Source organism: Streptomyces sp. NRRL F-525 (assembly GCF_000716605.1).
GTDB lineage: Bacteria > Actinomycetota > Actinomycetes > Streptomycetales > Streptomycetaceae > Streptomyces.
Genome location: NZ_JNXE01000007.1, coordinates 85,634 through 108,259, shown reverse-complemented (window position 1 = coordinate 108,259; position 22,626 = coordinate 85,634). Strand labels below are relative to the sequence as shown.

Sequence of the window (22,626 nt, the reverse complement as noted above, 5' to 3'; positions counted from 1 at the left end):
ACCAGGTCAGCCAGGACGGCCAGGACGGCAGGGCCGTAGCGGATGGCGGGGACGGCTCGGGTTCACGCGGCGGGCCTGTTGACGCGGATCAGGGTCTGCTGCCCGTTGGCCACGAGCTTTCGGGTGCCGTCGGTCTGGACGCCGTAGACCTCCAACTGGCAGACGGTCAGGGTGCGTCCGGGTTTCAGGACGGTGCCGATCGCTTCGAGGTGGTCACCTGCAGCGGGTGCCAGGAGGTTGATCTTGTACTCGACGGTGAGGACCTCGGAGTCCTCGTCGAAAAGGGTGAGCGCGGCGTAGCCACCGGCGCTGTCCGCGATGGTGCTGGTGGCGCCGGCATGGACGTAGCCGTGCTGCTGGGTCAGCTCGGGGCGGACCGGGAGCACGATGTGCACACGGCCGGGTCCGATGTGGGCGAGGCGCGCGCCGAGGTGGGACATCAGCCCCTGGAGGCCGAAGCTGTCCTGAACCCGCTTCCGTACCTTGGGACTTGCCTGTTCCTGCCGCGTCCGGTCTTCCACGTACGTACGCTCCTTCGATCCGTGTCGGGTCCTCAGCCGGCCAGGCGTTCCACCAGAAGGAACCCGCCGATGGCGATCATCGTGACACCGCTGACGCGGGTGACGACCCGGGCGGCCGAGGGTCTGGTGCTCAGGACCGTGCGGGCCAGGACGCCGACGGCGACGTAGACGACGGCGCACGCGGTCAGGTGCACCGTGCTGAGCAGCCCGGTCTGCGCGGCGACCGGCCAGCCCCTGGCCGGGTCGATGAACTGGGGGAACAGCGAGAAGTACAGCAGGAGCGCCTTGGGGTTCAGGCCGCTGATCCCGGCTCCCCTGAGCATGGCCCGCAGGCGAGAGGCGTCCGGGTCCCCGTCGGCGGCCGCCGGAACGGCCGGTTGCCGCAGGACCCCCCAGCCCAGCCAGAGCAGATAACCGGCACCCGCCACGGTCAGGGCGGTGAGCGCGGCCGGGGAGCTCGCCACGAGCACCGCCAAGCCCGCGACGGCCACCAGCGCGTAGGCCGCGTGCCCGGCGATCAGTCCTGTGACGGCGGGGACGACCGAGCGCCCCCGCAGCCCGGCGGAGATCGCGTAGGCCCAGTCCGCTCCCGGCGTGAACACCAGCAGCAGGTCCACAGCCAGGAAGGCCGCCAGCGTCGTCGTGTCCATCGGTCGTTCCCTCTCGCGTGTCGTGCTCTGGAGGGAAGGCTAGGCCGCATACACCCGAAGGTGTTTGCGTATTTACCCCATGATCGCGCGATCCGAGGGAGAATCTTCCCCATGGACGCCCTGGACCGGAAGATTCTCACCGAGCTGCAGCTCGACGGCCGCCTGACCATCACCGAGCTGGCCGCCCGCGTGCAGCTCAGCGTCTCGCCCTGTCACCGCCGGCTGCGCGACCTCGAACGCGCGGGGGCGATCCGCGGCTACCGCGCCGTCGTCGACCCGGCCGCCGTCGGCCTGGACTTCGAGGCCCTCGTCTTCGCGACCCTGCGCTGGGAGACGCCCGACACCGTCACCGCCTTCGAGGAGGCCGTGGCCGCCGTCCCGCACGTGATCCAGGCGCAGCGCCTGTTCGGCGAGCCCGACTATCTCCTGCGGGTCGCGACCGCCGATCTGGCCGCGTTCCAGCAGCTCTACGACCAGCGACTCGCCCGGCTCCCCGGCGTCCAGCGCCTCACGTCGACCCTCGTCATGAAGAACGTCGTCCAGGACAGGCCTCTGCCCGAACAACCCGGCGCGTCCTCGACCCCCAGCTAGTTCTTCCCGGAGCCGGGTGCCGACCGACCCCGCCGAGCCGTGAGCACCGGCTGATAGAAGCCGCTGCCCCCCGGCTCGTGCCAACTGACCTCCGTGAAGCCCGAGTCGGCCACCGCGGCGCTCAACTCCCCACGCGTCAAAGCCCAGTACGCGGTACGGCGCACCCGCACCTCCCAGCCGCCGCCCTCCCCCGGCACCAGTTGGAAGTGCTCCAGGTCGTAGCGATCACCGTCCTCGCGCCAGTGCCACAACTGGAAGGTGATCACCCGGCCTTGGGCGGTCGTCGACATCTGCGGGGGCGTGGACGCGGGACGGGCGGCACGGATCCCGTCGTAGTCCCGGACGCTCAGCACAAGGAGCCCGTCGTCGCGCAGGACCCGGCGCATGCCGGTCAGGGCCCTGCGCACGTCGTCGGCGGTGAGCAGATGCGGCAGGGAGTTGTCGGCGCAGACGACGACGTCGAAGGCGGCCGCCCGGTACGGCAGTGCGCGCATGTCCGCCACGGTCACCGGGAGCCCGACGCCCCGGCTCGCGGCCTCCGCGGCGGCTCGCGCGACGGCGGCCGGGCTGAGATCGCTCCCGACCACCTGGTGTCCGACCCCGGCCAGCCCGATCGCCTGTGTGCCGATCCCACATGAACAGTCCAGTACCTGGTGTGGCCCCGCACCCAATCGGGCCCGGACGAGTCCGTCCAGCGCCGCTGCCTGGCGGGCCATGCTCGCGTCCCAGTCCGGGAAGATCAGGTGGTAGTCGGCGGCGAGTGCGTCGTAGAAGTCCCCGACGGAGGACGTCACTCACCCGCCTCCAGCACCGCCATCGCCGCGTTGTGCCCCGGTACCCCGCTCACGCCCCCGCCGCGCACCGCGCCCGCCCCGCACAGCAGGACGTTCGCGTGCCGGGTCTCGACGCCCCAGCGGCCGGTGTCGTCCTGGGCGTACGGCCAGGTCAGTTCGCGGTGGAAGATGTTGCCGCCGGGGAGTCTGAGGTCGCGTTCCAGGTCGAGCGGGGTCTTCGCCTCGATGCAGGGGCGGCCGTCCGCGTCGGTGGCCAGGCAGTCGGCGAGGGGTTCGGCGAGGTGGTGCTCCAACTGGGCCAGCGTCGCCTTCAACAGGTCGTCCCGTACGGCGTCGTTGTCCCGTTCGAACAGCCGCGCCGGGGTGTGCAGGCCGAACAGCGTGAGGGTCTGGTAGCCGTCCTCGACAAGGTCCCGCCCGAGGATGCTCGGGTCGGTGAGCGAGTGGCAGTAGATCTCGGAGGGCGGTGCGGCGGGCAGCGAACCGGACGCGGCCTGGGCGTGCGCGGCGGCCAGTTGGTCGTATCCCTCGGCGATGTGGAAGGTGCCGGCGAAGGCCTCGCGGGGGTCGACCGAGGTGTCGCGGAGCCGGGGCAGCCGCTTGAGCAGCATGTTGACCTTGAGCTGGGCGCCCTCAGCGGGCGCGGGCGGTTCGTCGCCGGTGAGGGCGGCCAGTTGCTGCGGGGACGCTCCGACCAGGACGTGCCGGGCGGCCACGGTGCCCTCGCCCTCGGCGGTGCGGTAGGTGATCTCGGCGGCGCGTCCGTCTGTGTCGATGCGGACGGCCTCGTGCCCGGTAGCGAGTACGGCGCCGGCCTCGCGCGCGGTGGTGGCGAGGGCGTCGGTCAGGGCGCCCATGCCGCCGACGGGGACGTCCCAGGCGCCGGTTCCGCCGCCGATGACGTGGTAGAGGAAGCAGCGGTTCTGGGCGAGCGTGGGGTCGTGGGCGTCGGCGAAGGTGCCGATGAGGGCGTCGGTGAGGACGACGCCCCGGACCAGGTCGTCGGTGAAGTTCTCCTCGATCGCGACGCCGATCGGTTCCTCGAAGAGCATCCGCCAGGCGTCCTCGTCGTCCACGCGGCGGCGCAACTCGTCGCGGGTGGGCAGCGGTTCGGTGAGCGTGGGGAAGACCCGTTGCGCGAGGCGGCCGGTCATGCCGTAGAGGCGTTGCCAGGCCGCGTACTCGCGGTCGCCGCCGGTCAAGCGGGCGAAGGCGTCGCGGGTGCGGCGGTCGCCGCCGCCGACGAGGAGGCCGGTGGGGCGTCCGTCGCGGTCGACGGGGGTGTACGACGAGATCGTGCGCCCTCGGACGCGGAAGTCGAGGCCGAGGTCCCGGACGATCTTCTTGGGCAGCAGGCTGACCAGGTACGAGTACCGGGACAGCCGGGCGTCGACCCCGGCGAAGGGGCGTGTCGACACGGCGGCGCCGCCGGTGTCGGCGAGGCGTTCCAGGACTAGTACGGAGCGGCCGGCTCGGGCCAGGTAGGCGGCGGCGACCAGGCCGTTGTGGCCGCCGCCGACGATGACGGCGTCGTACGTGCGGTGTCCGGGTTCCTCGTGTGCAGGCATGGTTCTTCGTAACACGAGGTGATCTAGGTCGGCCAGGGGTGGGTGGCGGGTGGTGCTCGGTGGAAGTGGGCGGAGGTGGACGGGGGCGGGGGTGGGGCAGGCGGAGCCGTTACACCTGCGGCGGGGTGGGGGGCGCGTTGGTTGTGGCGCCTTGGGTTGATTCGCGGGTGGCGGGCCGTGGGGGCTGGTCGCGCAGTTCCCCGCGCCCCTTTAGGGCGTTGGCCCTGGGGGGATTGGCCTGCGGGCAGGCGGGGCCGTTCCAGGTCGCGGGTGGAGTTGGTGGTGTGGGTCTCAGTGGCCGTCGGCCGGTCGGCCCTGTCTGAGTGCCGCCACCCGGCGGTACAGCTCGGCCGCCTCGGCGTTGCGGCCCAGTTGTTCCAGGCAGTGGGCCTCGTCGTTGCGGCTGGCGAGGGTGTCGGGGTGGGCGGGGCCGAGGACGCGCTCGCGAGCCGTGGCCACCCGGCGGTACTCGGTGAGGGCGTCGGCCCAGCGGCCCAGCCAGCCGAGGCCCACGGCGACCTCGCGGCGGCTGACCAGGGTGTCGGTGTGGTCGGCGCCGAGGACGCGCTCGCGGATGGCGCACACGTCGCGGGATTCGGCGAGGGCTTCCTCCCAGCGGCCGAGGCGTCCGAGGTTGACGCCGAGGCCGTGCCGGGCGCGGAGGGTCTCGGGGTGGGCGGGTCCGTGGACGCGGGTGCGGTCGTCGATGAGGTCGCGGTAGAGCTTGAGGGCGTCGGCGCTGCGGCCGAGCCGGCCGAGGCTGATGCCGATCTCGTAGCGGGCGGCGAGGGTGTCGGCGTGGTCGGGGCCGAGTGCTTGCGCACGGGCCTCGGCTACCTCGCCGTAGGTCTGCAGAGCCTCGGGCCAGCGGCCCAACTGGCCCAGCGCGTAGGCGACTTCGTACCGCGTGACCAGGGTGTCGGGGTGTCCGGGGCCCAGCACGCGGGCGCGGGCGGCGGCGACCTCGCAGGCCATGCGGTACGAGTCCTCCAGGCGGCCGAGCCGGCTGAGGTTGAAGGCGAGGTTGTGGCGGCAGCGCAGGGTGTCCGGGTGGTCGGGGCCCATCGTGCGTTCCCGGGCGGCGAGTACGGACGTGTACACCTGGTGTGCGTCGAAGTGGCGGCCCAACTGGCCCAGGACGTAGGCCATTTCCTGTCGGGCGGCGAGGGTGTCGGCGTGGTCGGCGCCCAACGCCCGTTCCCTGGCGCCCGCGACGTGGGTGTACTCGCGCAGGGCGTCGGCGGCGTGGCCGGTGCGGCTGAGGGTGAAGCCGAGTTCGTACCGGCTGGCGAGGGTGTCGGGGTGGTCCGGGCCTAGGAGCTGGGTGCGTTCGGCGGCGACCGCTCGGTGTACCTCACCGGCCTCTGCCCAGCGGCCCAACCTCCCTAGGCTGAGGCCCGCGTTGTGGCGTCCGGCCAGGGCGTCGAGGGTCTCCTGGGGCGGTGCGGACGGCGACTCCGGCGCGGGTTCCTCGGCGTGGCCGGTGGTCGGGCGGGCGATCCACTCGCCGGTGAGTCCGGCTCCGGCGTCCGGCGGGGTGGTGCGCAGTCCGGCGCCGGTCGCCTTGTGCCCGGTGGTCATCCCGCGCGTCCAGGACGGCAGACGCGCTTCACGGGAAGCCGGCTCGGACGCCGGTTCCGACACCGCTTCGGACAGGCGCAGTTGGGGCTGCGGGGTCACAACGGTCGGGACGTACAGAGGTGTCGTACGACCCATGGTGATCCGGCGCCCCAACTCCCTTGCGTCGTGCGGACGTTGCTCGGGCAGCTTGGCGAGCAGGTCGAGGATGACCTTCTCCAGGTACTCGGGCACTTCGGCGCGCCCGGCACGCGGCGGGCGCGGCGCGGTGTCGCGATGGCCGATCAGGATCGCCCAGGCGTCACCGAGGTCGAACGGCGGTGCCCCGGTGGTGAGTTCGTACAGCACGCAGCCGAAGGAGTAGAGGTCGCTGCGCTGGTCGACCTCGGTGCCGCTGATCTGTTCCGGCGACATGTAGTGCGGGGTGCCCATCGCGATGCCGGTGCCGGTCAGCCGGGAGGTGAACCCGATGTCGGCGCCGAGCCGGGCGATGCCGAAGTCGCAGATCTTCACCGTGCCGTCGGTCAGCCGCATGATGTTCGCGGGCTTCAAGTCCCGGTGCACGATGCCCTGTTGGTGGCAGTAGGCGAGGGCGGAGGCGACCTGCTCGGCGATGTCGACGACGTCAGCGACGGGCAGCGGCCGCTGCTCGTTGTCCTCCAGGAGCTGGCAGAGGTTGCGGCCGTCGAGCAGCTCCATCACGAGGTAGAGCACGCCGTCGGCTTCGCCGAAGTCGTGGACGACGGTCACCCCGCGGTGCTGCAACGCGGCGGCCACCCGCGCCTCACGCCGGAACCGCTCGCGCAGGACCCCGGTGAACGACTGATCGTGGTGCGGGTTCAGCGGCTTGAGGCACTTCACGGCGACCTGCCGCCCCAGCGACTCGTCCCGGGCGCGCCACACCTCGCCCATGCCACCGCGCCCGATCAGATCGAGCAGGCGGTAGCGACCCTGGATCAGTCTGCTGTCCCCCATCTCCCGCGTTCGCCCCCGTCGGTGTTCGTCCCGCCCTCCCCTGGCTCGTCCAGTATGGCGAGCGATCGTCCGACTTTGTACGGGGGCGTGCCCGAGCCGGCCCGAGCCGTGACCCGGCACACAGAATGCGCCTGGACGGGTGGTGCCGGAGCACATGTGTGGTTGCGCAGTGCAACAGGGGGCGTGGGGCGAGGAGTTGCGGGGTGACGGTGGCGGGCACGGGGGCCGGCTCGTCGGGGCCCGGGGCTCGGTCCGCCGTAGCGCTGATGGGCGTACGACGGCAGGAAGGTGTACGACGAGTGCGCCACGCGCCGCCGGAGCGCCTCGTGCGCTGGGACGAGGAGGGGGCGCCGGGCATGCCGAAAGCTAACGCCGCACCCTGGGCATCCCCAGCCCGATCCACGAGATGATCTCCCGCTGGATCTCGTTGTTGCCGCCGCCGAAGGTGAAGATGACGGCGGAGCGGTAGCCGCGCTCCAGTTCGCCGTGCAGGACGACGCCCGCCGAGCCCTCCTTCAGCGCGCCGGCCGCGGCGACGATCTCCATGAGCCACGCGTACGCGTCGCGGCGGGCCTCGGAGCCGTAGACCTTGACGGCGGAGGCGTCCTGGGGGGTGAGGGTGCCTTCCTGGACGGCGTTCACCATCTGCCAGTTGAGGAGTTTCATCGCGTCGAGCCGCGCGTAGGTGCGGGCGAGGAGGCGGCGGACCCACGGGAGGTCGACGACGCGGCGGCCGTCGGCGAGCTTGGTCTCCATGGCCCAGTGCTGGACGTCGTGCAGGGCGCGGATCGCCATCGTGCCGTGGGCCGCGAGGGTGACGCGTTCGTGGTTGAGCTGGTTGGTGATCAGGCGCCAGCCCTGGTTCTCCTTGCCGACGCGGCGGGTGACGGGGACGCGGATGTTCTCGTAGTAGCTCGCCGTGGTGTCGTGCGAGGCGAGGGTGTTGATCACCGTGCAGGAGTAGCCGGGGTCGGCGGTCGGGACCAGGAGCATGGTGATGCCCTTGTGCGGCGGGGCGTCCGGGTCGGTGCGGACGGCGAGCCAGACCCAGTCGGCGGTGTCGCCGTTGGTCGTCCAGATCTTCTGGCCGTCGACGACGTACTCGTCGCCGTCGCGTACGGCGCGTGTCTTCAGCGCGGCCAGGTCCGTGCCGGCCTCGGGCTCGCTGTAGCCGATCGCGAAGTCGATCTCACCGGCGAGGATCTTCGGGAGGAAGTACGTCTTCTGTTCGTCGGTGCCGAACTGCATGATCGTCGGGCCGACCGTGTTCAGCGCCATCAGCGGCAGCGGTACGCCCGCCTGCGCGGCCTCGTCGAAGAAGATGAACTGCTCCATCGGCGTCAGCCCGCGCCCGCCGTACTCCTCGGGCCAGCCGACGCCGAGCCAGCCGTCCGCGCCGAGCCGTCGGATCGTCTCGCGGTAGAAGCGCTTCTGGGCGGCCGGGTCGGCGTAGCGCGAGTAGGCGTGGTCGGGCACCAACTCGGCGAAATAGGCGCGCAGTTCGGTGCGCAGCCGCTGCTGCTCGGGCGTGTATTCGAGATGCACGGCGCCTCCAGGCTCCCCAAGGCCGGTCCTGACGGCGCACACCGTAGAACGTGTTCCAGAAATAGGGAATGGCGAGGCGGCAATGCCCCTGCGGGAAGCGGTGACGCGCCCGAAGAGGCCGTAGGCGCGCGTCAGTTCGGCGTAGCCATGGACTTCACCTCAGCCTGGCCACGGACTTCACCTCAGCGTGGCCATGAACTCCGTGCACGCCCGTGCGCAGTCCCGGCACGCCTGCGCGTCCGCCTCGGCGCCCGGCTGCGCGTCGAAGACCTGCGCGCACTCCAGGCAGACGAGCAGGCACCACTTGGCCTGGAGGCGCAGGGCGGACTCGTCCTGGAGGTTCTGCTCGGCCAGCATCCGGCAGGTCGCGTCGCACACCTCCGCGCACAGCAGCGCCTTGCGTCGTACGAGTGCCTCGTGGTCGGTGGCGTCCGGATCCGAGCGGCTGACGCGCAGCACACAGGCCCGCGCACACTCGGTGCAGGCCTGGGCGCAGGCGAAGCGGTCCTCCAGGAAGCGGACGAGTTCCTGTTGTGCGGTCATGGCTGTCACACGGTCCGGGTTGCCGTCACCGCCCTCCGCAAACCCGGCGGAGCAGGCATCCGGGGTGCGTATCGCCCCGTCGATCAGTACGGTGCTGTCCAGGTGTTCGACCTTGGACACGGGGAACCGCGCACGTCATCGAGGGGTTGAGGCAGCATGGCCGGCAAAAAGGCGACGAAGCTGCCGCGCGAGAAGTACGAGACCGAACTGCTGCGCCTGCAGACGGAGTTGGTGAAGCTCCAGGAGTGGGTACGGGCCGAGGGCACCCGGGTGGTGATCGTCTTCGAGGGCCGGGACGCGGCGGGCAAGGGCGGCACCATCAAGCGCGTCTCCGAGCACCTCAACCCGCGTGTCGCCCGGATCGCCGCACTGCCGAAGCCGACCGACCGCCAGCGCACCCAGTGGTACTTCCAGCGGTACGTCGAGCATCTGCCGGCCGCCGGTGAGATCGTCCTGTTCGACCGCAGCTGGTACAACCGGGCCGGCGTCGAGCGGGTGATGGGCTTCTGCACCCAGGAGGAGTACCAGCTGTTCCTGCGCCAGTGCCCCATCTTCGAGCGGATGCTCGTGGAGGACGGGATCGTGCTGCGCAAGTACTGGTTCTCCGTGAGCGACTCCGTGCAGCAGGACCGGTTCCGGCGTCGGCTGGAGGATCCGCTGCGCCGCTGGAAGCTGTCGCCGATGGACCTGGAGTCCATCACCCACTGGGAGGCGTACTCGCGGGCGAAGGACGAGATGCTGGTGCACACCGACGTCTCCGAGGCCCCGTGGTACGTCGTCGAGAGCGACGACAAGCGCCGGGCCCGCCTGAACATGATCGCCCACCTCCTCGGCTCCCTCCCCTACCACGAGGTGTCTCCCCCGGTCCTCGAACTCCCGCCCCGCCCGCCGTCCACCGGCTACGAACGCCCGCCGCGCGACCTCCAGACCTTCGTCCCGGACCACGCGGCGAGCCTCTGAGCGGGTCGGGTCGAGGAGCACCATGTCCCCCAGCGGGCGCGTCCTGGGTTGGCGGCGCCTGACGCCCGGAATCGCCGCGCTGGCCGGATACCGGCGCGCCTGGCTGCGCGGCGATCTGCTGGCCGGCGTCACGGTGGCCGCGTACCTCGTCCCGCAGGTGATGGCCTACGCCGGAGTCGCCGGCCTCCCGCCGGTCGCCGGCCTGTGGGCGATCCTCCCCGCGCTCGCGCTCTACGCCGTCCTCGGCTCGTCCCGCCTGCTCTCGGTCGGCCCCGAATCGACGACGGCGCTCATGACGGCGACGGTGGTGGGCCCGCTCGCGGCCGGCGACCCGAGCCGCTACGCCACCCTCGCCGCCGCCCTCGCGGTCACGGTCGGCCTGCTCTGCCTCGTCGCATGGGCGGTACGGCTCGGCTTCGTAGCCGATCTCCTCTCCCGCCCGGTCCTGATCGGCTACTTGGCGGGCGTGGCCCTGATCATGATCGTGGACCAACTCCCCAAGCTCACCGGGGTGTCGACGACGGGCTCGGCGTTCTTCCCCCAACTCTGGTCGTTCCTAAGGCACTTGCATCAACTCCACACGCCCACAGTGCTGTTCGCCACCGTCACGCTCGCGTTCCTGTTCACGGTGGCGCGGCTGTCCCGGATGATCCCCGGCCCGCTGCTGGCGGTGGTGCTGGGTACGGCGGCCGTGGCGGTCCTCGACCTCGACGACCGGTACGGCATCAAGGTGATCGGCGATGTCCCGGCGGGACTTCCCACACTCGCCCTGCCGGACCTCACCCAACTCCCCCACCTGGTACTGCCCGCACTCGGCGTCCTGCTCGTCGCCTACACCGACTTCATCCTCACCGCCCGCGCCTTCACCGGCGACGAGGAGGACGACGGCCCCGGCCTGGACGCCGACCAGGAGTTCCTGGCGCTGGGCGCGGCCAACCTCGGCGCCGGTGTCCTCCACGGCTTCCCGGTGAGCAGCAGCGCCAGCCGCACCGCGCTCGCGTCCTCGGCGGGTGCCCGCAGCCAGGCGTACTCACTGATCGCCGGAGCGGTCGTCCTGGCGGTCCTCCTCTTCCTGAGCCCCCTCCTCGCCCGCACCCCCTCGGCGGTCCTCGGCGCCCTCGTCGTCTACGCCGCCGTCCGCATGATCGACCTCACCGGCTTCCACCGCCTGGCCACCTTCCGCCGCCGCGAACTCCTGCTCGCCCTGGGCTGCTTGGCCGGAGTGCTGGCCCTGGACATCCTCTACGGCGTGATCGTCGCCGTGGGCCTGTCGGTGGCCGAACTCCTCACCCGGGTGGCCCGTCCGCACGACGCCGTCGAGGGCCTGGTCCCCGGCGTCGCCGGCATGCACGACGTGGACGACTATCCGCAGGCCCGCACGATCCCCGGCCTGCTCGTCTACCGCTACGACTCCCCGCTCTTCTTCGCCAACGCGGAGAACTTCCGCCGCCGCGCCCTGGCCGCCGTAGCCCAACAGGCCGCCCCCGTCCGCTGGTTCGTCCTCAACGCCGAGGCCAACGTGGAGGTGGACATCACCGCCCTGGACGCGGTCGACGAACTCCGCCGCGAACTCGCCCACCGGGGCGTGGTGTTCGCCCTCGCCCGGGTCAAACAGGACCTGCTGGACGACCTGGAGGCGTACGGGCTGGTGGAATCCGTCGGCACGGACCACATCTTTCCGACCTTGCCTACGGGCTGTGGCTGCGTATCGGGAGTGGAGCGGTGTGCATGGTCAGGGGACGGTGACGTAGCGCCCGTTTCGGTCGCAGGGGCGGAGGTTGGGCAGGCGGCCCCAACTGCCCGTTGACGCGCTAGGGTTGCGCAGCTCACGGGATATCCGTCCACAGATGTGCTGGTTCTGAAGTCACCGTGATGAGACTGCGGCAGGTTTGCCGGGACGCGGCAATCCGGCTGGGCGCTGACGTATTTGGGGGGAACTCACCATGAGCAAGGCTCCGATTGACGCTGCCGGCACCGGCGACGACGATGCCGACCGCGAGGTTGTCGAGCAGGAGCAGGCGGAGATACGAGAGTTCATCAAGGGGCTGAGCGCAGACGACATCAAGTCTGGCAGCTGGTTCACCAAGCTCAGCGCTCATGCCCTGAACTCGTACACCGACAAGGTCGACTGGCAGTATTTCCAGGAACGTTATGCGGGCGTACCCGCCGACGCCATCGTCGACCAGCGGATCAAGATGGCGGCTCGGTACGCGGCGCTCGAAGGCGGTCTCTCCGCCGGGGCCTACACGGCGGCCGTCGTCGCCACCCTCGGAAGCCTTGGAGGCGCCTCGCCGGCGACCGTCCCAGCCGCCGTCGCGACCCTGATGGTCGATGTCGCGTTCATCACCCGGCTCCAACTCCGCCTGGCCTACGACATCGCAGTCCTTTATCGGGTTCCGCTCGACCTGTCCGACCCCGATGACATGTGGAAACTCATTCGAGTGGCCTTCACCATCAAGAGCGGGGAAGTGGTCCGGGAAGGCGTGGTCAAGGCCGTACCGGCGATGGTACGGCCGGTGATCAAACGCTTCTATTCCAAAGCGGTACTGAACGCCGCGAAAGGGTTCCCTTTCGTCGGCAAGTTCCTCCTGCAACGCAACGTCATCAAGATCGGTATCCCCCTGGTCGGCGTTCCCCTCGCGGTGGTGTTGAACCGCTATACGACGCTGCTCGCGGGGCGGCACGCGCAAGCGGTCTTTCGGAACGAGGCGCGGGTGACCGAACTCGCCGAGAACCTGAGCAAGCAGAGTCAGCACCCTCAATTGATGCTGTGGGTCGCGTGGCTCGTCATCAGGGCGAACCACAAGATCACCGACGACGAGGCGCTGTTGATGCGTCACCTGGTGCGGGTGGTCCGGGAACACCATCAGGTCGTCGACGAACAGCTCACTCACCTGGTCGACATCGACCCCGCCGAGGTGTGGCGGCGCATAGAAGCCGAGCCAGGGGATCTGAGCGACATTCTCGACGTGGCCAACAAGGTGGCCACTGTGGACGGCGCCGCCAACGCACACGAGAAAGCCGTCATCTCCGAACTGGGAGACCGTTGCCGCCACCGAGTCTGACGCCAGGATGCGCCTCCGCACGGCGGCTCCCCACTCGGGCCGGCAGCGTCGCCCCACTCGCACAACCCCACCAGCGCGCAGGCCTCTTCGCCGCGATCCACCTGGTCGCCCACCTGACCGCAGTCCGTATGAGGCCGCACCCCTCGGCATCGGCATCGAGCCAGGAGCTGAAGGCAACGGCCGGACTACCAACACCGGCATCTAGGTCACATTGCCGATGCCAGCGCAAAAGCGCTCCTCATAGGGTCCAAGGCATGCCACACCGATGAAGCCGCCCGTGCGCGGCCGAGCCCGCCGACCGAGCCGAACTCCTGCGGCCACCTGTTCAGTTGACGCCCGCCGCCCTCGCGCAGCAGCCCAGCGGCGAGCGCGTCGTCAGCCCCATTCCCCATCCCCATGCCTGAGGAGTCCCATGAGTTCCGAAGTTTCCCGCCGGCGGGTACTGGCCGCCGGAGCGGCGCTGGCCGGGTCGGCTGCGCTGATCGCCGGCGCAGAAGGAACGGCCGGCGCGGCGACGGCCACAACTGGTAGCGGTGAGGAGAAGTCCAAGGTGAAGCCCACGATCGTCCTGGTGCACGGCGGGTACGCCGATTCGTCCTGCTGGAACGCCACCATCGGGGAGTTGCAGGACAAGGGCTACACCACGGTCTGCGCGGCGAACCCGCTGCGGGGCATTCCGACCGACGCCCCCTACGTCGCGAGCCTGCTGGACTCCATCAGCGGACCGGTCGTGCTGGTCGCGCACTCCATGGGCGGCACGGTCATCACGAACGCCGCCGCCGGGAAGTCCAACGTCAAGGCGTTGGTCTACATCGCGGCGTTCGTGCCCGACGTGGGCGAGACGCAGGGCAAGCTCATCACCAAGTTCCCCGGCAGCGAGGTCGAACCGGTGAGCGTGCCGGTCCCGTACACGAAGGCCGACGGCACGACCGGAACCGACCTGTACCTGAGCAAGGACGGCCAGGCGGCCTTCGCCGCCGACATCTCCACCGCCGACTTCCGGGTCCTTCAGGCCACTCAACGGCCGTTCGACGCCGACTCGTTCGTCTTCCCGACCACGGCCGCGGCCTGGAAGACGATCCCGTCGTGGGGCCTGGTCGCCGGCCAGGACAAGGCGATCCCGCCGGCGTGCGAGCGCTGGATGTACAGCCGCGCGAACGCACGCAAGGTCGTCGAGGTACCGCGCTCGTCCCACGTCGCGATGATCAGCCACCCGAAGATCGTCGCGAACCTCATCACGGACGCGGCCAAGGCGGTCGGCTGACGGTCGCGGCCAGTGCCCCGGTCCACCGCCAGGGACCGGGGCGCGCTTCCGTCCTCCTTCGGCCTCGATCCGTCGGCACGCTTCAGATCGACCCGCACGGTCAACGACCATTGGGCGTACGGCGGTTCGGGGCTCGGGGACATCGACGCCCGGCTCAGGCCGATGGATACGGCCGGAGTGCGGCGGCCCGAACACCCTCGCCTAGGCTGGCCGTTTCACCCGAAGCACCACGACGAGGATCAGGCCATGCACAGCAGCACCAGGGTCCGCCTGATCGAGCCCGCAGACGCCGCCCCGATCGCCGCGCATCGGGCGCGGGACAGCGAGGCTTTCCGGCCCTGGGAACCGGCCCAGCCCGCCGACTTCTTCACCCCGGCGGGCCAGGCGGAGCGGATCGACAGGCTGCTGGCCGGATACCGGGCCGGTACGGTCTGGCCGGGCGTGGTGCTCGCCGAGGACCAGGTGATCGGGCAGGTCACCGTCGGAGGCATCCTGCCGCAGCCGCACCTGCGCCGCGGCTCCGTCGGCTACTGGATCGCGAGCGTCGCCCAGAACCGAGGCCACGCCGGGAACGCCCTCGGGCTCGCACTCCGCGTGATGACCGACGAACTCGGGCTGCACCGCGCCGAGGCGTCCACCCAGCTGGAGAATCTGCCGTCGCAGCGGGTGCTGCGCCGCAACGGGTTCAGCCCGTACGGCGTCGCACACTCCTCGATCTTCCTCGACGGGAGCTGGCGGGACGGGCTGCTGTGGGAGCGGGTGCTCGGCGAGTAGCGCCTTGACCCGCGATTGACCCTGCTGTCGTGACGGCAGCCAGATGTCTCCTCGAAAGGGGATCGTGGTGGGTTCCCCGTCCCGGCGTCCAGAGACACATGGATCAAGGTTTCCGGCTGCGTGAGGCGACCACCGAGGACACCGACGTCCTTGCCGACGTGCACACCCGGACCCGGACCGCGTACTACACCGCGGGCGGTATGCCCGAGGACCAGCTCGCCGACCCGAGCGCGTGGGAGCAACGGCGAGACGCCTGGGCACGGGTGCTGGCCGCGCCGGCGCCCGCCACGCTGGTCGCGGAGGACACGGACGGAACGGTGATCGGACTGCTCACCGCCGGGCCACCGCACCACGAGGACCTGGAGGCCTCGACCTCCTACGAGCTGTACCAGATCGGTGTGTTGCCGCGCGCCTGGGGACGCGGGGTGGGTGGGGCCCTGCACCGGAAGTTCGTCACGCTGGCCACGACCACCGGCTGCGCCGAGGGCGTGCTGGAGTGCTGGTCGTCCAACACCCGTGCGCAGCGCTTCTACGCCCGAAACGGCTGGCGGCCGGATGGAGCGCGCCGTCCGGGACCGCTGGACCACGACTACGTCCGGCTGCGACTGAAGCTCGCATCGCGGAGCTCCTGAACCGCAGGCGGATGCCGGGACGCTCGAGGACGTCGGACCCACGGCCACCCGCCCGCAACGGGCGAACTCCTGGATCGTCCGGCCGATCCAGGAAAACCCACCTCACGGGAGAGCCCGGTCCGCAGGTGGACCAGCCTCGCCAAGAGCCGGTCAGCGAGGACCAGTTCGGCAGCTCTCGTGGCCATCTGCGCGCCCCGGCACTCACCGGCCAAGGTCTAATCGGAGGCCGGCTCGTTAGGCTCGGAGGCATGACCTCACCCCTTGTCGGCAGTGCATTCGACTCGATCCGCCGCGACGCCGTGCGCGACCAGGAGGCGCTGCGCCAGGTCTACGGACTCCCGCGTGACCCGGCCGCGCGGAAGCAGATGACCGAACTCACCGAACTGACACGGCGGTTGATCGGCTGCTCGTCGCTGGTCATGGTCGCCAGCGCGGACGCCGACGGCAACTGTGACGTCTCCCCGCGCGGCGGCCCCGCCGGGTTCGTCGCCGTGCTGGACGAACGGACGGTGGCGATTCCGGACGCGACCGGCAACAAGCGTCTGGACACCCTGCAGAACATCGTCGCCACCGGACGGGCCGGGCTGCTGTTCGTCATCCCCGGACGCACCACGACACTCAGGGTGAACGGCCGCGCCTGCATCTCCACCGACCCGGAGCTGCTGTCGCAGCTGACAGCGGTAGGCAAGCCGCCGGCCAGTGCGCTGGTCGTGGGCATCGACGAGGTCTACCCGCACTGTCCCAAGGCCCTCCTGCGCGGCGCGGCCTGGAAGCCGGAGCAATGGCTGCCGGCGGACGCCCAACCGACCTCGGCCGAGGTGACACTGGCGCAACTCCGGATGCCGGAGCTGACGATCGCCGACATCGAGCAGTCGGAGGCGGACTCGCTGAAGTACCGGTACGAGTAACGGACCGCCCCGCGCTTGCTGATCGCGGCGCCGGCAACCGAGCCCCACCCCGATCGTGGTAATACCGCACTGCCCAGTACCCCCACGACCGGGACGATCACTCATCTACGCCCGCCACCGACACATCGGCCGACAGCCCGCCCCTACTTCAAGTGCCGCCCGAAGAACCGATCCCCGTCCTCCCGCTCGAACCACGGCGTGCCGATGTGCCCGCCCAGATTCGCGTGCAGCGTCTTCTCCTTGCTCCCGAACGCGTCGAACAGGTCCAGGGCCCGCTGCCGGGGATTCCCTTCGTCGTCCCACTGCAGCAGAAACAGCAACGGAATGCCGACCTGCCGAGCTTCCTCACGCTGAGCGCGCGGCACATAACCCCCCGCGAAGAACCCGGCGGCCGCGATACGCGGTTCGAGCACCGCCAGCCGGATGCCGAGGGCCGTCCACCCCGAGTACCCGACCGGGCCGCCGATCTCGGGCAGCGTGAGAAGGGCGTCCAGAGCCAGCCGCCATTCCGGGGCCGCGTTTTCGACCAGCGGGCCGACCAGGGACTCGAAGATCTCGTCGACCGGCTCGCCGGCCTTCATCGCCCGGCGGAGCTCGGCGCGGGCCTGTTCGTCGGCGGCGGAACGCGGCCGCTCACCGCACCCGGCGGTGTCGATGGAGGCCACCGCGTAGCCGTACGCCGCGGACAGCCGGGCCCTGGCCACCAGCCGGGGTTCCGCCTTGGGCAGTCCGTTGTTGTGAGCCATCAGGATCAGCGGGGCCGGTGCAACGGATTCAGGGGTCCACAGGGTGCCGGGGATCTCGCCGAGGGTGAACTCGCGCTCGATGACACCGTCGTCGAGGCGTCGCTCAGAAATGAAATGCATGGTCGTGCCTTTCGGGAGGGCAGCTCTACGGCGCTCCCGGACGACCTATCGCCCGACCGTGACCCCGGAGGAGAGCACCCACGTCGATACTTCGTTCACGGGTACCACCTCCTCGTTCTCTCGCACGGCCTCCCGGAAAGTAGCAGCGGTCGCCGTGGTCCGCCAACGGGTTTTCCCGGAAGCTCCCTGCCCGGATACCGACTGACTCACTAGGACCCGGGCTTACTCCTCGTCACCGGCCGCCGTCAGCTCGACCTCCGTCACACCGTCGTTCTGAAACAGCTCGGACGTCAACTGCCCCGCGTCGGCGGCACCTTCCAGCCTCAGCAGCACCCGCGCGGCCGGATCGGCCCGCTCCGGCAACCGGTCGACCTTGACCTCCTGGATGCGGAAACCCCTGCGCGTGCACGTCTCCATCAACTGCGGCAGCAGCGCCGTACCGGTCCGGTAGGTCAGCCGTACCTCGAACGACCCCTCCTCGGCGCCGGGCATCATGCGGGCGAACAGCAACGGATATCCGCGTACGACGAGGAAGTGCACGGCGGTCGTCGCCAGCGCGAGGATCGGCAGGCCGCCGCCGCAGGCCATGCCGACCGCGCAGGTGAGCCAGATGGTGGCGGCGGTCGTCAGACCCCGTACCGCGTCCCGTCGTACGAAGATCAGGCCGCCGCCGATGAACCCGATCCCGGAGACGATCTGGGCCGCCACGCGGGACGGGTCGAAGGAGACGTTGTCCAGGCCGAGGACATTCGTGAAGCCGTGCTGGGAGACCTCCATCATCAGCGCGCTGGCGATGCCGACCAGCGTGTGCGTACGCAGACCGGCGCTCTTCTGCTGGGCCGCCCGTTCCCAGCCGATCAGGGCCGACAGCAGCAACGCCAGCCCCAGTTCGGCGAGTTGGCGCAACCCCTGCCCAGTGCTCACGTCCCACAACGGGACCGCCAGTCCGGCCACCCCGCACCTCCCTTCCCCTCCGGTCCCCTGCCCCGACGGAGAGCCCCTACCCGGATGGACGGGACCATGCCCACCCGACAACTCCACCTCCGACAACTCACCCCTCCTTGACAATTTTTTTTGTCGGTTGGATCCTGGAGTGGCCCGCACACAGAGCCGCGCACAAGCCCGCCCGCACACCGACCACCCGAGGACCCGCCATGCGCACCCTGATCAGCACCGCCTTCATCTCCCTCGACGGCGTCATGGAGGCCCCGGGCGGCGAACCCGGCTACCGCAACTCCGGCTGGACCTTCAAGGAGGTCGAGTTCCTGCCCGAGTCATTCGACATCAAGGGGCGGGAGCAGCTGGAGTCCGCCGCGATGCTGATGGGCCGGGCCAGTTACGAGGCGTTCAGTCCGGTGTGGCCGGACATGGAGGAGTTCGCGCACTACAAGACGCTGCCGAAGTACGTCGTCTCCACCACCCTCACCGACGACAAGCTCGTGTCGAACTGGGGCGAGACCACGATCCTGCGCTCCCTCGACGAGGTCGCCGCCCTGAAGGAGACCGAGGGCGGCCCGATCATCGTGCACGGCAGCGCCGCCCTCAACCACGGCCTCGCGGACGCCGGCCTGGTCGACCGCTACCACCTGCTCGTCTTCCCGCTGCTGCTCGGCGCCGGAAAGCGCCTGTTCCCCGCCACCGACAAGGACACCCAGAAGCTGAAGCTGGTCGAGCACGCCGTGTACGCCAACGGCCTGCAGCTGAACGTCCTCGACGTCGTGCGCTGACCGCGCCCCGACCGAAGCGGGCATCTCAACAGGTGTAGACCCTTGACTCCTATTCAACACAACTCCACACTGTCGCCCAAACCTCCACGGACAGTCAGGACGGCGCCCGCCCGCTCCTGAGAGCGCTCTCCGGGACTGTCCTCACCCCCCGCTGGAGAAGGACGGCACTGTGCGAAGAACTCTGAGATGCCTTCTGCCCTTATGGGTCATGGCCCTGGTCGCCGCCCTCTGCTCGGCCGGTGCGCAACCGGCCCAGGCGGCAGCCGCGGCCACCTCGATCACCGTGGACGGTGGTCAGAGCGGCCGGACGTTCGACGGGATCGGCGCGATCAGCGGCGGCGGGGGCAACTCCCGCCTCCTGCGCGACTATCCGGCCGCCCAGCAGACGCAGATCCTGGACTACCTGTTCAAGCCGGGCTACGGCGCGAACCTCCAGCTGCTGAAACTGGAGATCGGCGGGGACGCCAACTCCACCGACGGCTCGGAACCGTCCATCGAGCACACCAAGGGACAGATCAACTGCAACGCCGGCTACGAGTTCTGGCTCGCCGAGCAGGCCAAGGCCCGTAACCCGGACATCAAGTTGTACGGCCTGGCCTGGGCCGCCCCCGGCTGGATCAGCGGCGGGTTCTGGTCCACCGACACCATCAACTACCTGATCTCCTGGCTGGGTTGCGCCAAGCAGCACGGTCTGCCGATCAGTTACCTCGGCGGCTGGAACGAGCGCGGCCACGACGCCAACTGGTACATCCAGTTGCGGTCCGCCCTCGACACTGCCGGATACGGCAGCGTGCAGATCGTCGGCGACGACTCGGGCTGGAGCGTCGCGGACGACATGGCGAGCAACACCGCGTTCAACGACGCCGTGTCCGTCATCGGCGCCCACTACCCCTGCGCGGGCGGCGACGGCGGCAGCGCGGACACCTGCTCCAGCACCACCACGGCGAAGAACAACGGCAAACCGCTGTGGGCGTCGGAGAACGGCTCACTGGACATGGACGCCGGAGCACCGGCGCTGATCCGCTCCATCGTGCGCGGGTACGTCGACGCCCGCATGACCGCGTACCTCAACTGGCCGCTGGTGGCGGCCATTTACCCCAACCTTCCCTACGGCACGGTCGGCCTGGCCACCGCGAACTCGCCGTGGTCCGGGAACTACGCGATCGGCGAGAACACCTGGGCGACCGCGCAGGTCACCCAATTCGCCCAGCCCGGTTGGAAGTTCATCGACTCCGCGTCGGGCTACCTCGGTGGCTCCGAGTCCAACGGCACCTACGCGACGCTGAAGTCGCCGAACGGCTCCGACTACTCCACGGTCCTGGAGACCACCACCGCTACGGCGGCGCAGACGGTCAACGTCCAGGTGCAGGGCGGACTTTCGACCGGTGCGGTGCACGTGTGGGCGACCCGGGTCAACGACCCCAGCCCGTCCACCGACTTCACGCACACGCAGGACATCACCCCGACCGCCGGCTCGTACTCACTGACGCTTCAGCCGGGTTGGATCTACACCGTCACCACGACCACCGGCCAGGGCAAGGGCACCGCCACCGCGCCGGCCGCCCACGCCCTCGCGCTGCCGTACGGCGACACGTTCGACAACGATGCCACCGGCACCGAGGCGACGTATCTGTCCGACATGCAGGGCTCGTTCGAGGCACGCCCGTGCGCGGACGGCCGTAGCGGACAGTGTGTGCAGCAGGTGACGCCGGTCAAGCCGATCGAGTGGCAGGACGACTCCGACGCCTTCTCGCTGCTCGGCGACCCGACATGGACCGACTACACCGTCAAGACCGACGTGAACCTCCAACAGGCCGGTACGGTCGAGCTGTTGGGGCGGGCCAACACCCAGAACCGGCCCCAGAGTCACCAGGCCGCCTATCTGCTGCGGGTGAGCGACACAGGTACCTGGTCCATCGTCAGGAGTTCGGCGGCGGGCACCCTCACCACGCTGGCCTCCGGGACCCGGTCGGCGCTCGGCACGCACACGTGGCACACGCTGGCCCTCGGCTTCTCGGGCGACCAGATCACCGCCACCGCCGACGGCGTCAACCTCGGTACCACCAACGACAGTTCGTACACTGCGGGCCAGGTCGGCATCGGCGTGGTGGGCTACCAGACCGACCAGTTCGACAACCTGTCCGTCACCGCCAACCCGCCGGGCAACCACGGAGGCATCCTCAAGGGCCGCCAGTCCGGCCTGTGCGCCGACGTCCCCGGAGCGAGCCGGACCAATGGCACCCAACTCGCCCTCTGGGACTGCAACGGCGCCGCCAACCAGTCCTGGACCCTGACCCCCGCCGGCCAACTCACCGTCTACAGCGGCGCGAAGTGCCTCGACGCCAAGGGCAGCGGCACGACGGACGGCACCCCGGTGCAGATCTACGACTGCAACAACTCCGCCGCCCAGAAGTGGACGGTGGGCAGCGACGGCACGGTGGTCAACCCCAACTCGGGCAAGTGCCTGGACGCCACAGCCGGTGGCACCACGCCTGGCACCCTGCTGGAGCTCTGGACCTGCACCGGTGGCACCAACCAGAGCTGGCTGCGGGGTGCGGTCGCGGCGCCCCTCAAGGGCGACGAGTCCGGCCGCTGCGTCGACGTCCCCGGCGCCAACCAGACCAACGGCACCCAGCCCGCCCTCTGGGACTGCAACGGCGGCACGAACCAGACCTGGACGTCCACGAACACCAACCAGCTGACCGTCTACGACTCCAAGTGCCTTGAGGTCACGGGCGGTGCCACCGCCGACGGCAGCCCGGTGGAGATCTGGGACTGCGGCGGCTCCGCGGCCCAGCAGTGGCGGGTGCGTTCCGACGGCAGTGTCGTCAACGTGGGCTCCGGCAAGTGCCTGGACGCGGTCGGCCACGGCACGGCCAACAGCACGGCGCTGGAGATCTGGACCTGCACGGGCGGCGCCAACCAGATCTGGCGCCGGTCCTGACATCGCGGGCTCCCGCCGGGTCGTAGACCGCACAGACTCTCGTCCTGCCCATGACCCGGCGGGAGCCGCTCGACAGGCCCACTCCGAGCTGGCACCGGACTGATCCGCTGAGTAGCCTCCGCTGCATGCGGATCTCTGTTTCCTCGGACATGGACGAACCCGTCGCGCGTTCCCTCGTCGCGGAGTTGCGCGGCCGGGGCCACGAGGTGGTGACGTACGGGGCGTTGCGTCCCGGGGACGACCCGCAGTGGGCGGTCTGCTCGGAGGCGGCGGCCCGCGAGGTCGCGACAGGGGCGTCCGAGCAGGCGGTCGTGTGCTGCTGGACCGGTACGGGCGCGTCGATCGCCGCGAACAAGGTGCCGGGCGTACGGGCGGCCCTGTGCACGGACGCGTACACGGCGGACGGCGCCCGCCGCTGGAACGACGCCAACGTGCTGGCCCTCAGTCTGCGGCTGACGTCCGAGCCTCTGCTCAAGGAGATCCTCGATGCCTGGTTCGGCGCGGCGGCGAGCGAGGACGCCGACGACCGGGAGAACGTGTCGCGCATCGGGCGGCTCGACCTGAACAGGCCTGCCCTGTAGGCGAGTTCGAGCGGGCGGGGCTCATGTCCCGCCGCGCGAAAATCTCATGCGTGGACCTGTGTCACCCCCATACGATCCCCTCGCCGCCCGCACACCAGTGCGCATCCAGGCGCCGTGGCACGGGCATCCAAACGGGAGAG

General features: G+C 70.2%; 19 protein-coding genes and 1 pseudogene. 11 read left to right on the top strand and 9 right to left on the bottom strand.

Translation table 11 applies throughout. From position 1 onward, the window contains the following. Window positions 1-62 precede the first annotated feature (62 nt). Together OO69_RS12820 and OO69_RS12815 are read right to left on the bottom strand one after the other, a co-directional pair. Window positions 63-521 (bottom strand): PaaI family thioesterase, encoded by a 459-nt coding sequence (locus tag OO69_RS12820; RefSeq protein WP_033280673.1) that lies wholly within the window; start codon window positions 519-521, stop codon window positions 63-65. Window positions 522-553: 32 nt separating this feature from the next. Then, on the bottom strand, window positions 554-1,171 hold the full coding sequence (locus OO69_RS12815) for a LysE family translocator (protein WP_033280672.1): 618 nt from the start codon (window positions 1,169-1,171) through the stop codon (window positions 554-556). 111 nt (window positions 1,172-1,282) lie between these two features. Here OO69_RS12815 and OO69_RS12810 point away from each other — a divergent pair, with 111 nt between their 5' ends. Continuing rightward, window positions 1,283-1,762, top strand: a complete 480-nt coding sequence (locus OO69_RS12810; RefSeq protein ID WP_033280671.1) for an Lrp/AsnC family transcriptional regulator — start codon at window positions 1,283-1,285, stop codon at window positions 1,760-1,762. On the opposite strand, the gene OO69_RS12805 is transcribed toward OO69_RS12810, so the two are convergent. The 5 genes from OO69_RS12805 to OO69_RS51915 form a co-directional block, all read right to left on the bottom strand. After that, entirely contained in the window at window positions 1,759-2,556 is a 798-nt protein-coding gene (locus OO69_RS12805) for a class I SAM-dependent methyltransferase (protein ID WP_033280670.1), read from the bottom strand. The genes OO69_RS12810 and OO69_RS12805 overlap by 4 nt on opposite strands. Beyond that, the gene (locus tag OO69_RS12800; protein ID WP_033280669.1) at window positions 2,553-4,124 is read right to left on the bottom strand and encodes a phytoene desaturase family protein; all 1,572 of its coding nucleotides are present in this window, start codon (window positions 4,122-4,124) and stop codon (window positions 2,553-2,555) included. The genes OO69_RS12805 and OO69_RS12800 overlap by 4 nt, the downstream gene beginning before the upstream one ends. A 291-nt stretch (window positions 4,125-4,415) precedes the next feature. Further along, entirely contained in the window at window positions 4,416-6,677 is a 2,262-nt protein-coding gene (locus tag OO69_RS12795) for a serine/threonine-protein kinase (protein WP_033280668.1), read from the bottom strand. Between the two features lie 366 nt (window positions 6,678-7,043). Further along, window positions 7,044-8,222, bottom strand: a complete 1,179-nt coding sequence (locus OO69_RS12790) for an acyl-CoA dehydrogenase family protein (protein ID WP_033280667.1) — start codon at window positions 8,220-8,222, stop codon at window positions 7,044-7,046. A 177-nt stretch (window positions 8,223-8,399) separates the two neighbouring features. Then, the gene (locus OO69_RS51915) at window positions 8,400-8,765 is read right to left on the bottom strand and encodes a ferredoxin (protein ID WP_078652418.1); all 366 of its coding nucleotides are present in this window, start codon (window positions 8,763-8,765) and stop codon (window positions 8,400-8,402) included. A gap of 156 nt (window positions 8,766-8,921) precedes the next feature. Between OO69_RS51915 and ppk2 the strand changes: the two genes are divergently transcribed. The 7 genes and pseudogenes from ppk2 (at window position 8,922) to OO69_RS12750 (ending at window position 16,368) form a co-directional block, all read left to right on the top strand. Then, the gene (ppk2, locus tag OO69_RS12780; protein WP_033280666.1) at window positions 8,922-9,725 is read left to right on the top strand and encodes a polyphosphate kinase 2; all 804 of its coding nucleotides are present in this window, start codon (window positions 8,922-8,924) and stop codon (window positions 9,723-9,725) included. A 22-nt stretch (window positions 9,726-9,747) separates the two neighbouring features. Beyond that, a pseudogene (locus tag OO69_RS48820) lies at window positions 9,748-11,476 on the top strand (SulP family inorganic anion transporter). Window positions 11,477-11,668: 192 nt separating this feature from the next. Then, window positions 11,669-12,790 (top strand): hypothetical protein, encoded by a 1,122-nt coding sequence (locus tag OO69_RS12770; RefSeq protein WP_033280665.1) that lies wholly within the window; start codon window positions 11,669-11,671, stop codon window positions 12,788-12,790. A 412-nt stretch (window positions 12,791-13,202) separates the two neighbouring features. Next, window positions 13,203-14,054 carry an alpha/beta hydrolase gene (locus OO69_RS12765; RefSeq protein WP_033280664.1) on the top strand — a complete coding sequence of 284 codons (852 nt, stop codon included), beginning with the start codon at window positions 13,203-13,205 and terminating at the stop codon, window positions 14,052-14,054. Between the two features lie 246 nt (window positions 14,055-14,300). After that, window positions 14,301-14,828 (top strand): GNAT family N-acetyltransferase, encoded by a 528-nt coding sequence (locus OO69_RS12760; RefSeq protein WP_051800969.1) that lies wholly within the window; start codon window positions 14,301-14,303, stop codon window positions 14,826-14,828. Between the two features lie 98 nt (window positions 14,829-14,926). Next, window positions 14,927-15,460, top strand: coding sequence for a GNAT family N-acetyltransferase (locus OO69_RS12755; RefSeq protein WP_051800968.1), 534 nt, complete (start codon window positions 14,927-14,929; stop codon window positions 15,458-15,460). A gap of 248 nt (window positions 15,461-15,708) precedes the next feature. Then, on the top strand, window positions 15,709-16,368 hold the full coding sequence (locus OO69_RS12750) for an MSMEG_1061 family FMN-dependent PPOX-type flavoprotein (RefSeq protein WP_033280663.1): 660 nt from the start codon (window positions 15,709-15,711) through the stop codon (window positions 16,366-16,368). A gap of 143 nt (window positions 16,369-16,511) precedes the next feature. Here OO69_RS12750 and OO69_RS12745 read toward each other — a convergent pair whose 3' ends face one another. Both OO69_RS12745 and OO69_RS12740 read right to left on the bottom strand, forming a co-directional pair. Then, the gene (locus OO69_RS12745; RefSeq protein WP_033280662.1) at window positions 16,512-17,234 is read right to left on the bottom strand and encodes a dienelactone hydrolase family protein; all 723 of its coding nucleotides are present in this window, start codon (window positions 17,232-17,234) and stop codon (window positions 16,512-16,514) included. A gap of 222 nt (window positions 17,235-17,456) precedes the next feature. After that, window positions 17,457-18,188 carry an MgtC/SapB family protein gene (locus OO69_RS12740; protein ID WP_033280661.1) on the bottom strand — a complete coding sequence of 244 codons (732 nt, stop codon included), beginning with the start codon at window positions 18,186-18,188 and terminating at the stop codon, window positions 17,457-17,459. A gap of 200 nt (window positions 18,189-18,388) precedes the next feature. Between OO69_RS12740 and OO69_RS12735 the strand changes: the two genes are divergently transcribed. The 3 genes from OO69_RS12735 (at window position 18,389) to OO69_RS12725 (ending at window position 22,486) form a co-directional block, all read left to right on the top strand. Continuing rightward, complete coding sequence (locus OO69_RS12735) at window positions 18,389-18,961, top strand: dihydrofolate reductase family protein (protein WP_033280660.1); 573 nt, start codon at window positions 18,389-18,391, stop codon at window positions 18,959-18,961. 208 nt (window positions 18,962-19,169) lie between these two features. Beyond that, complete coding sequence (locus tag OO69_RS12730; protein ID WP_051800967.1) at window positions 19,170-21,905, top strand: ricin-type beta-trefoil lectin domain protein; 2,736 nt, start codon at window positions 19,170-19,172, stop codon at window positions 21,903-21,905. A 125-nt stretch (window positions 21,906-22,030) separates the two neighbouring features. Further along, entirely contained in the window at window positions 22,031-22,486 is a 456-nt protein-coding gene (locus OO69_RS12725; protein WP_033280659.1) for an RpiB/LacA/LacB family sugar-phosphate isomerase, read from the top strand. Window positions 22,487-22,626: the final 140 nt, after the last annotated feature.

Coding starts and splice junctions, on each gene's coding strand:
- OO69_RS12750 (WP_033280663.1), top strand. CDS start 15,709: ATGACCTCACCCCTTGTCGGCAGTGCATTCGACTCGATCCGCCGCGAC.
- OO69_RS12765 (WP_033280664.1), top strand. CDS start 13,203: ATGAGTTCCGAAGTTTCCCGCCGGCGGGTACTGGCCGCCGGAGCGGCG.
- OO69_RS12760 (WP_051800969.1), top strand. CDS start 14,301: ATGCACAGCAGCACCAGGGTCCGCCTGATCGAGCCCGCAGACGCCGCC.
- OO69_RS12755 (WP_051800968.1), top strand. CDS start 14,927: ATGGATCAAGGTTTCCGGCTGCGTGAGGCGACCACCGAGGACACCGAC.
- OO69_RS12800 (WP_033280669.1), bottom strand. CDS start 4,124: ATGCCTGCACACGAGGAACCCGGACACCGCACGTACGACGCCGTCATC.
- OO69_RS12815 (WP_033280672.1), bottom strand. CDS start 1,171: ATGGACACGACGACGCTGGCGGCCTTCCTGGCTGTGGACCTGCTGCTG.
- OO69_RS12725 (WP_033280659.1), top strand. CDS start 22,031: ATGCGGATCTCTGTTTCCTCGGACATGGACGAACCCGTCGCGCGTTCC.
- OO69_RS51915 (WP_078652418.1), bottom strand. CDS start 8,765: ATGACCGCACAACAGGAACTCGTCCGCTTCCTGGAGGACCGCTTCGCC.
- OO69_RS12745 (WP_033280662.1), bottom strand. CDS start 17,234: ATGCATTTCATTTCTGAGCGACGCCTCGACGACGGTGTCATCGAGCGC.
- OO69_RS12730 (WP_051800967.1), top strand. CDS start 19,170: ATGGCCCTGGTCGCCGCCCTCTGCTCGGCCGGTGCGCAACCGGCCCAG.
- OO69_RS12735 (WP_033280660.1), top strand. CDS start 18,389: ATGCGCACCCTGATCAGCACCGCCTTCATCTCCCTCGACGGCGTCATG.
- ppk2 (WP_033280666.1), top strand. CDS start 8,922: ATGGCCGGCAAAAAGGCGACGAAGCTGCCGCGCGAGAAGTACGAGACC.
- OO69_RS12770 (WP_033280665.1), top strand. CDS start 11,669: ATGAGCAAGGCTCCGATTGACGCTGCCGGCACCGGCGACGACGATGCC.
- OO69_RS12810 (WP_033280671.1), top strand. CDS start 1,283: ATGGACGCCCTGGACCGGAAGATTCTCACCGAGCTGCAGCTCGACGGC.
- OO69_RS12795 (WP_033280668.1), bottom strand. CDS start 6,677: ATGGGGGACAGCAGACTGATCCAGGGTCGCTACCGCCTGCTCGATCTG.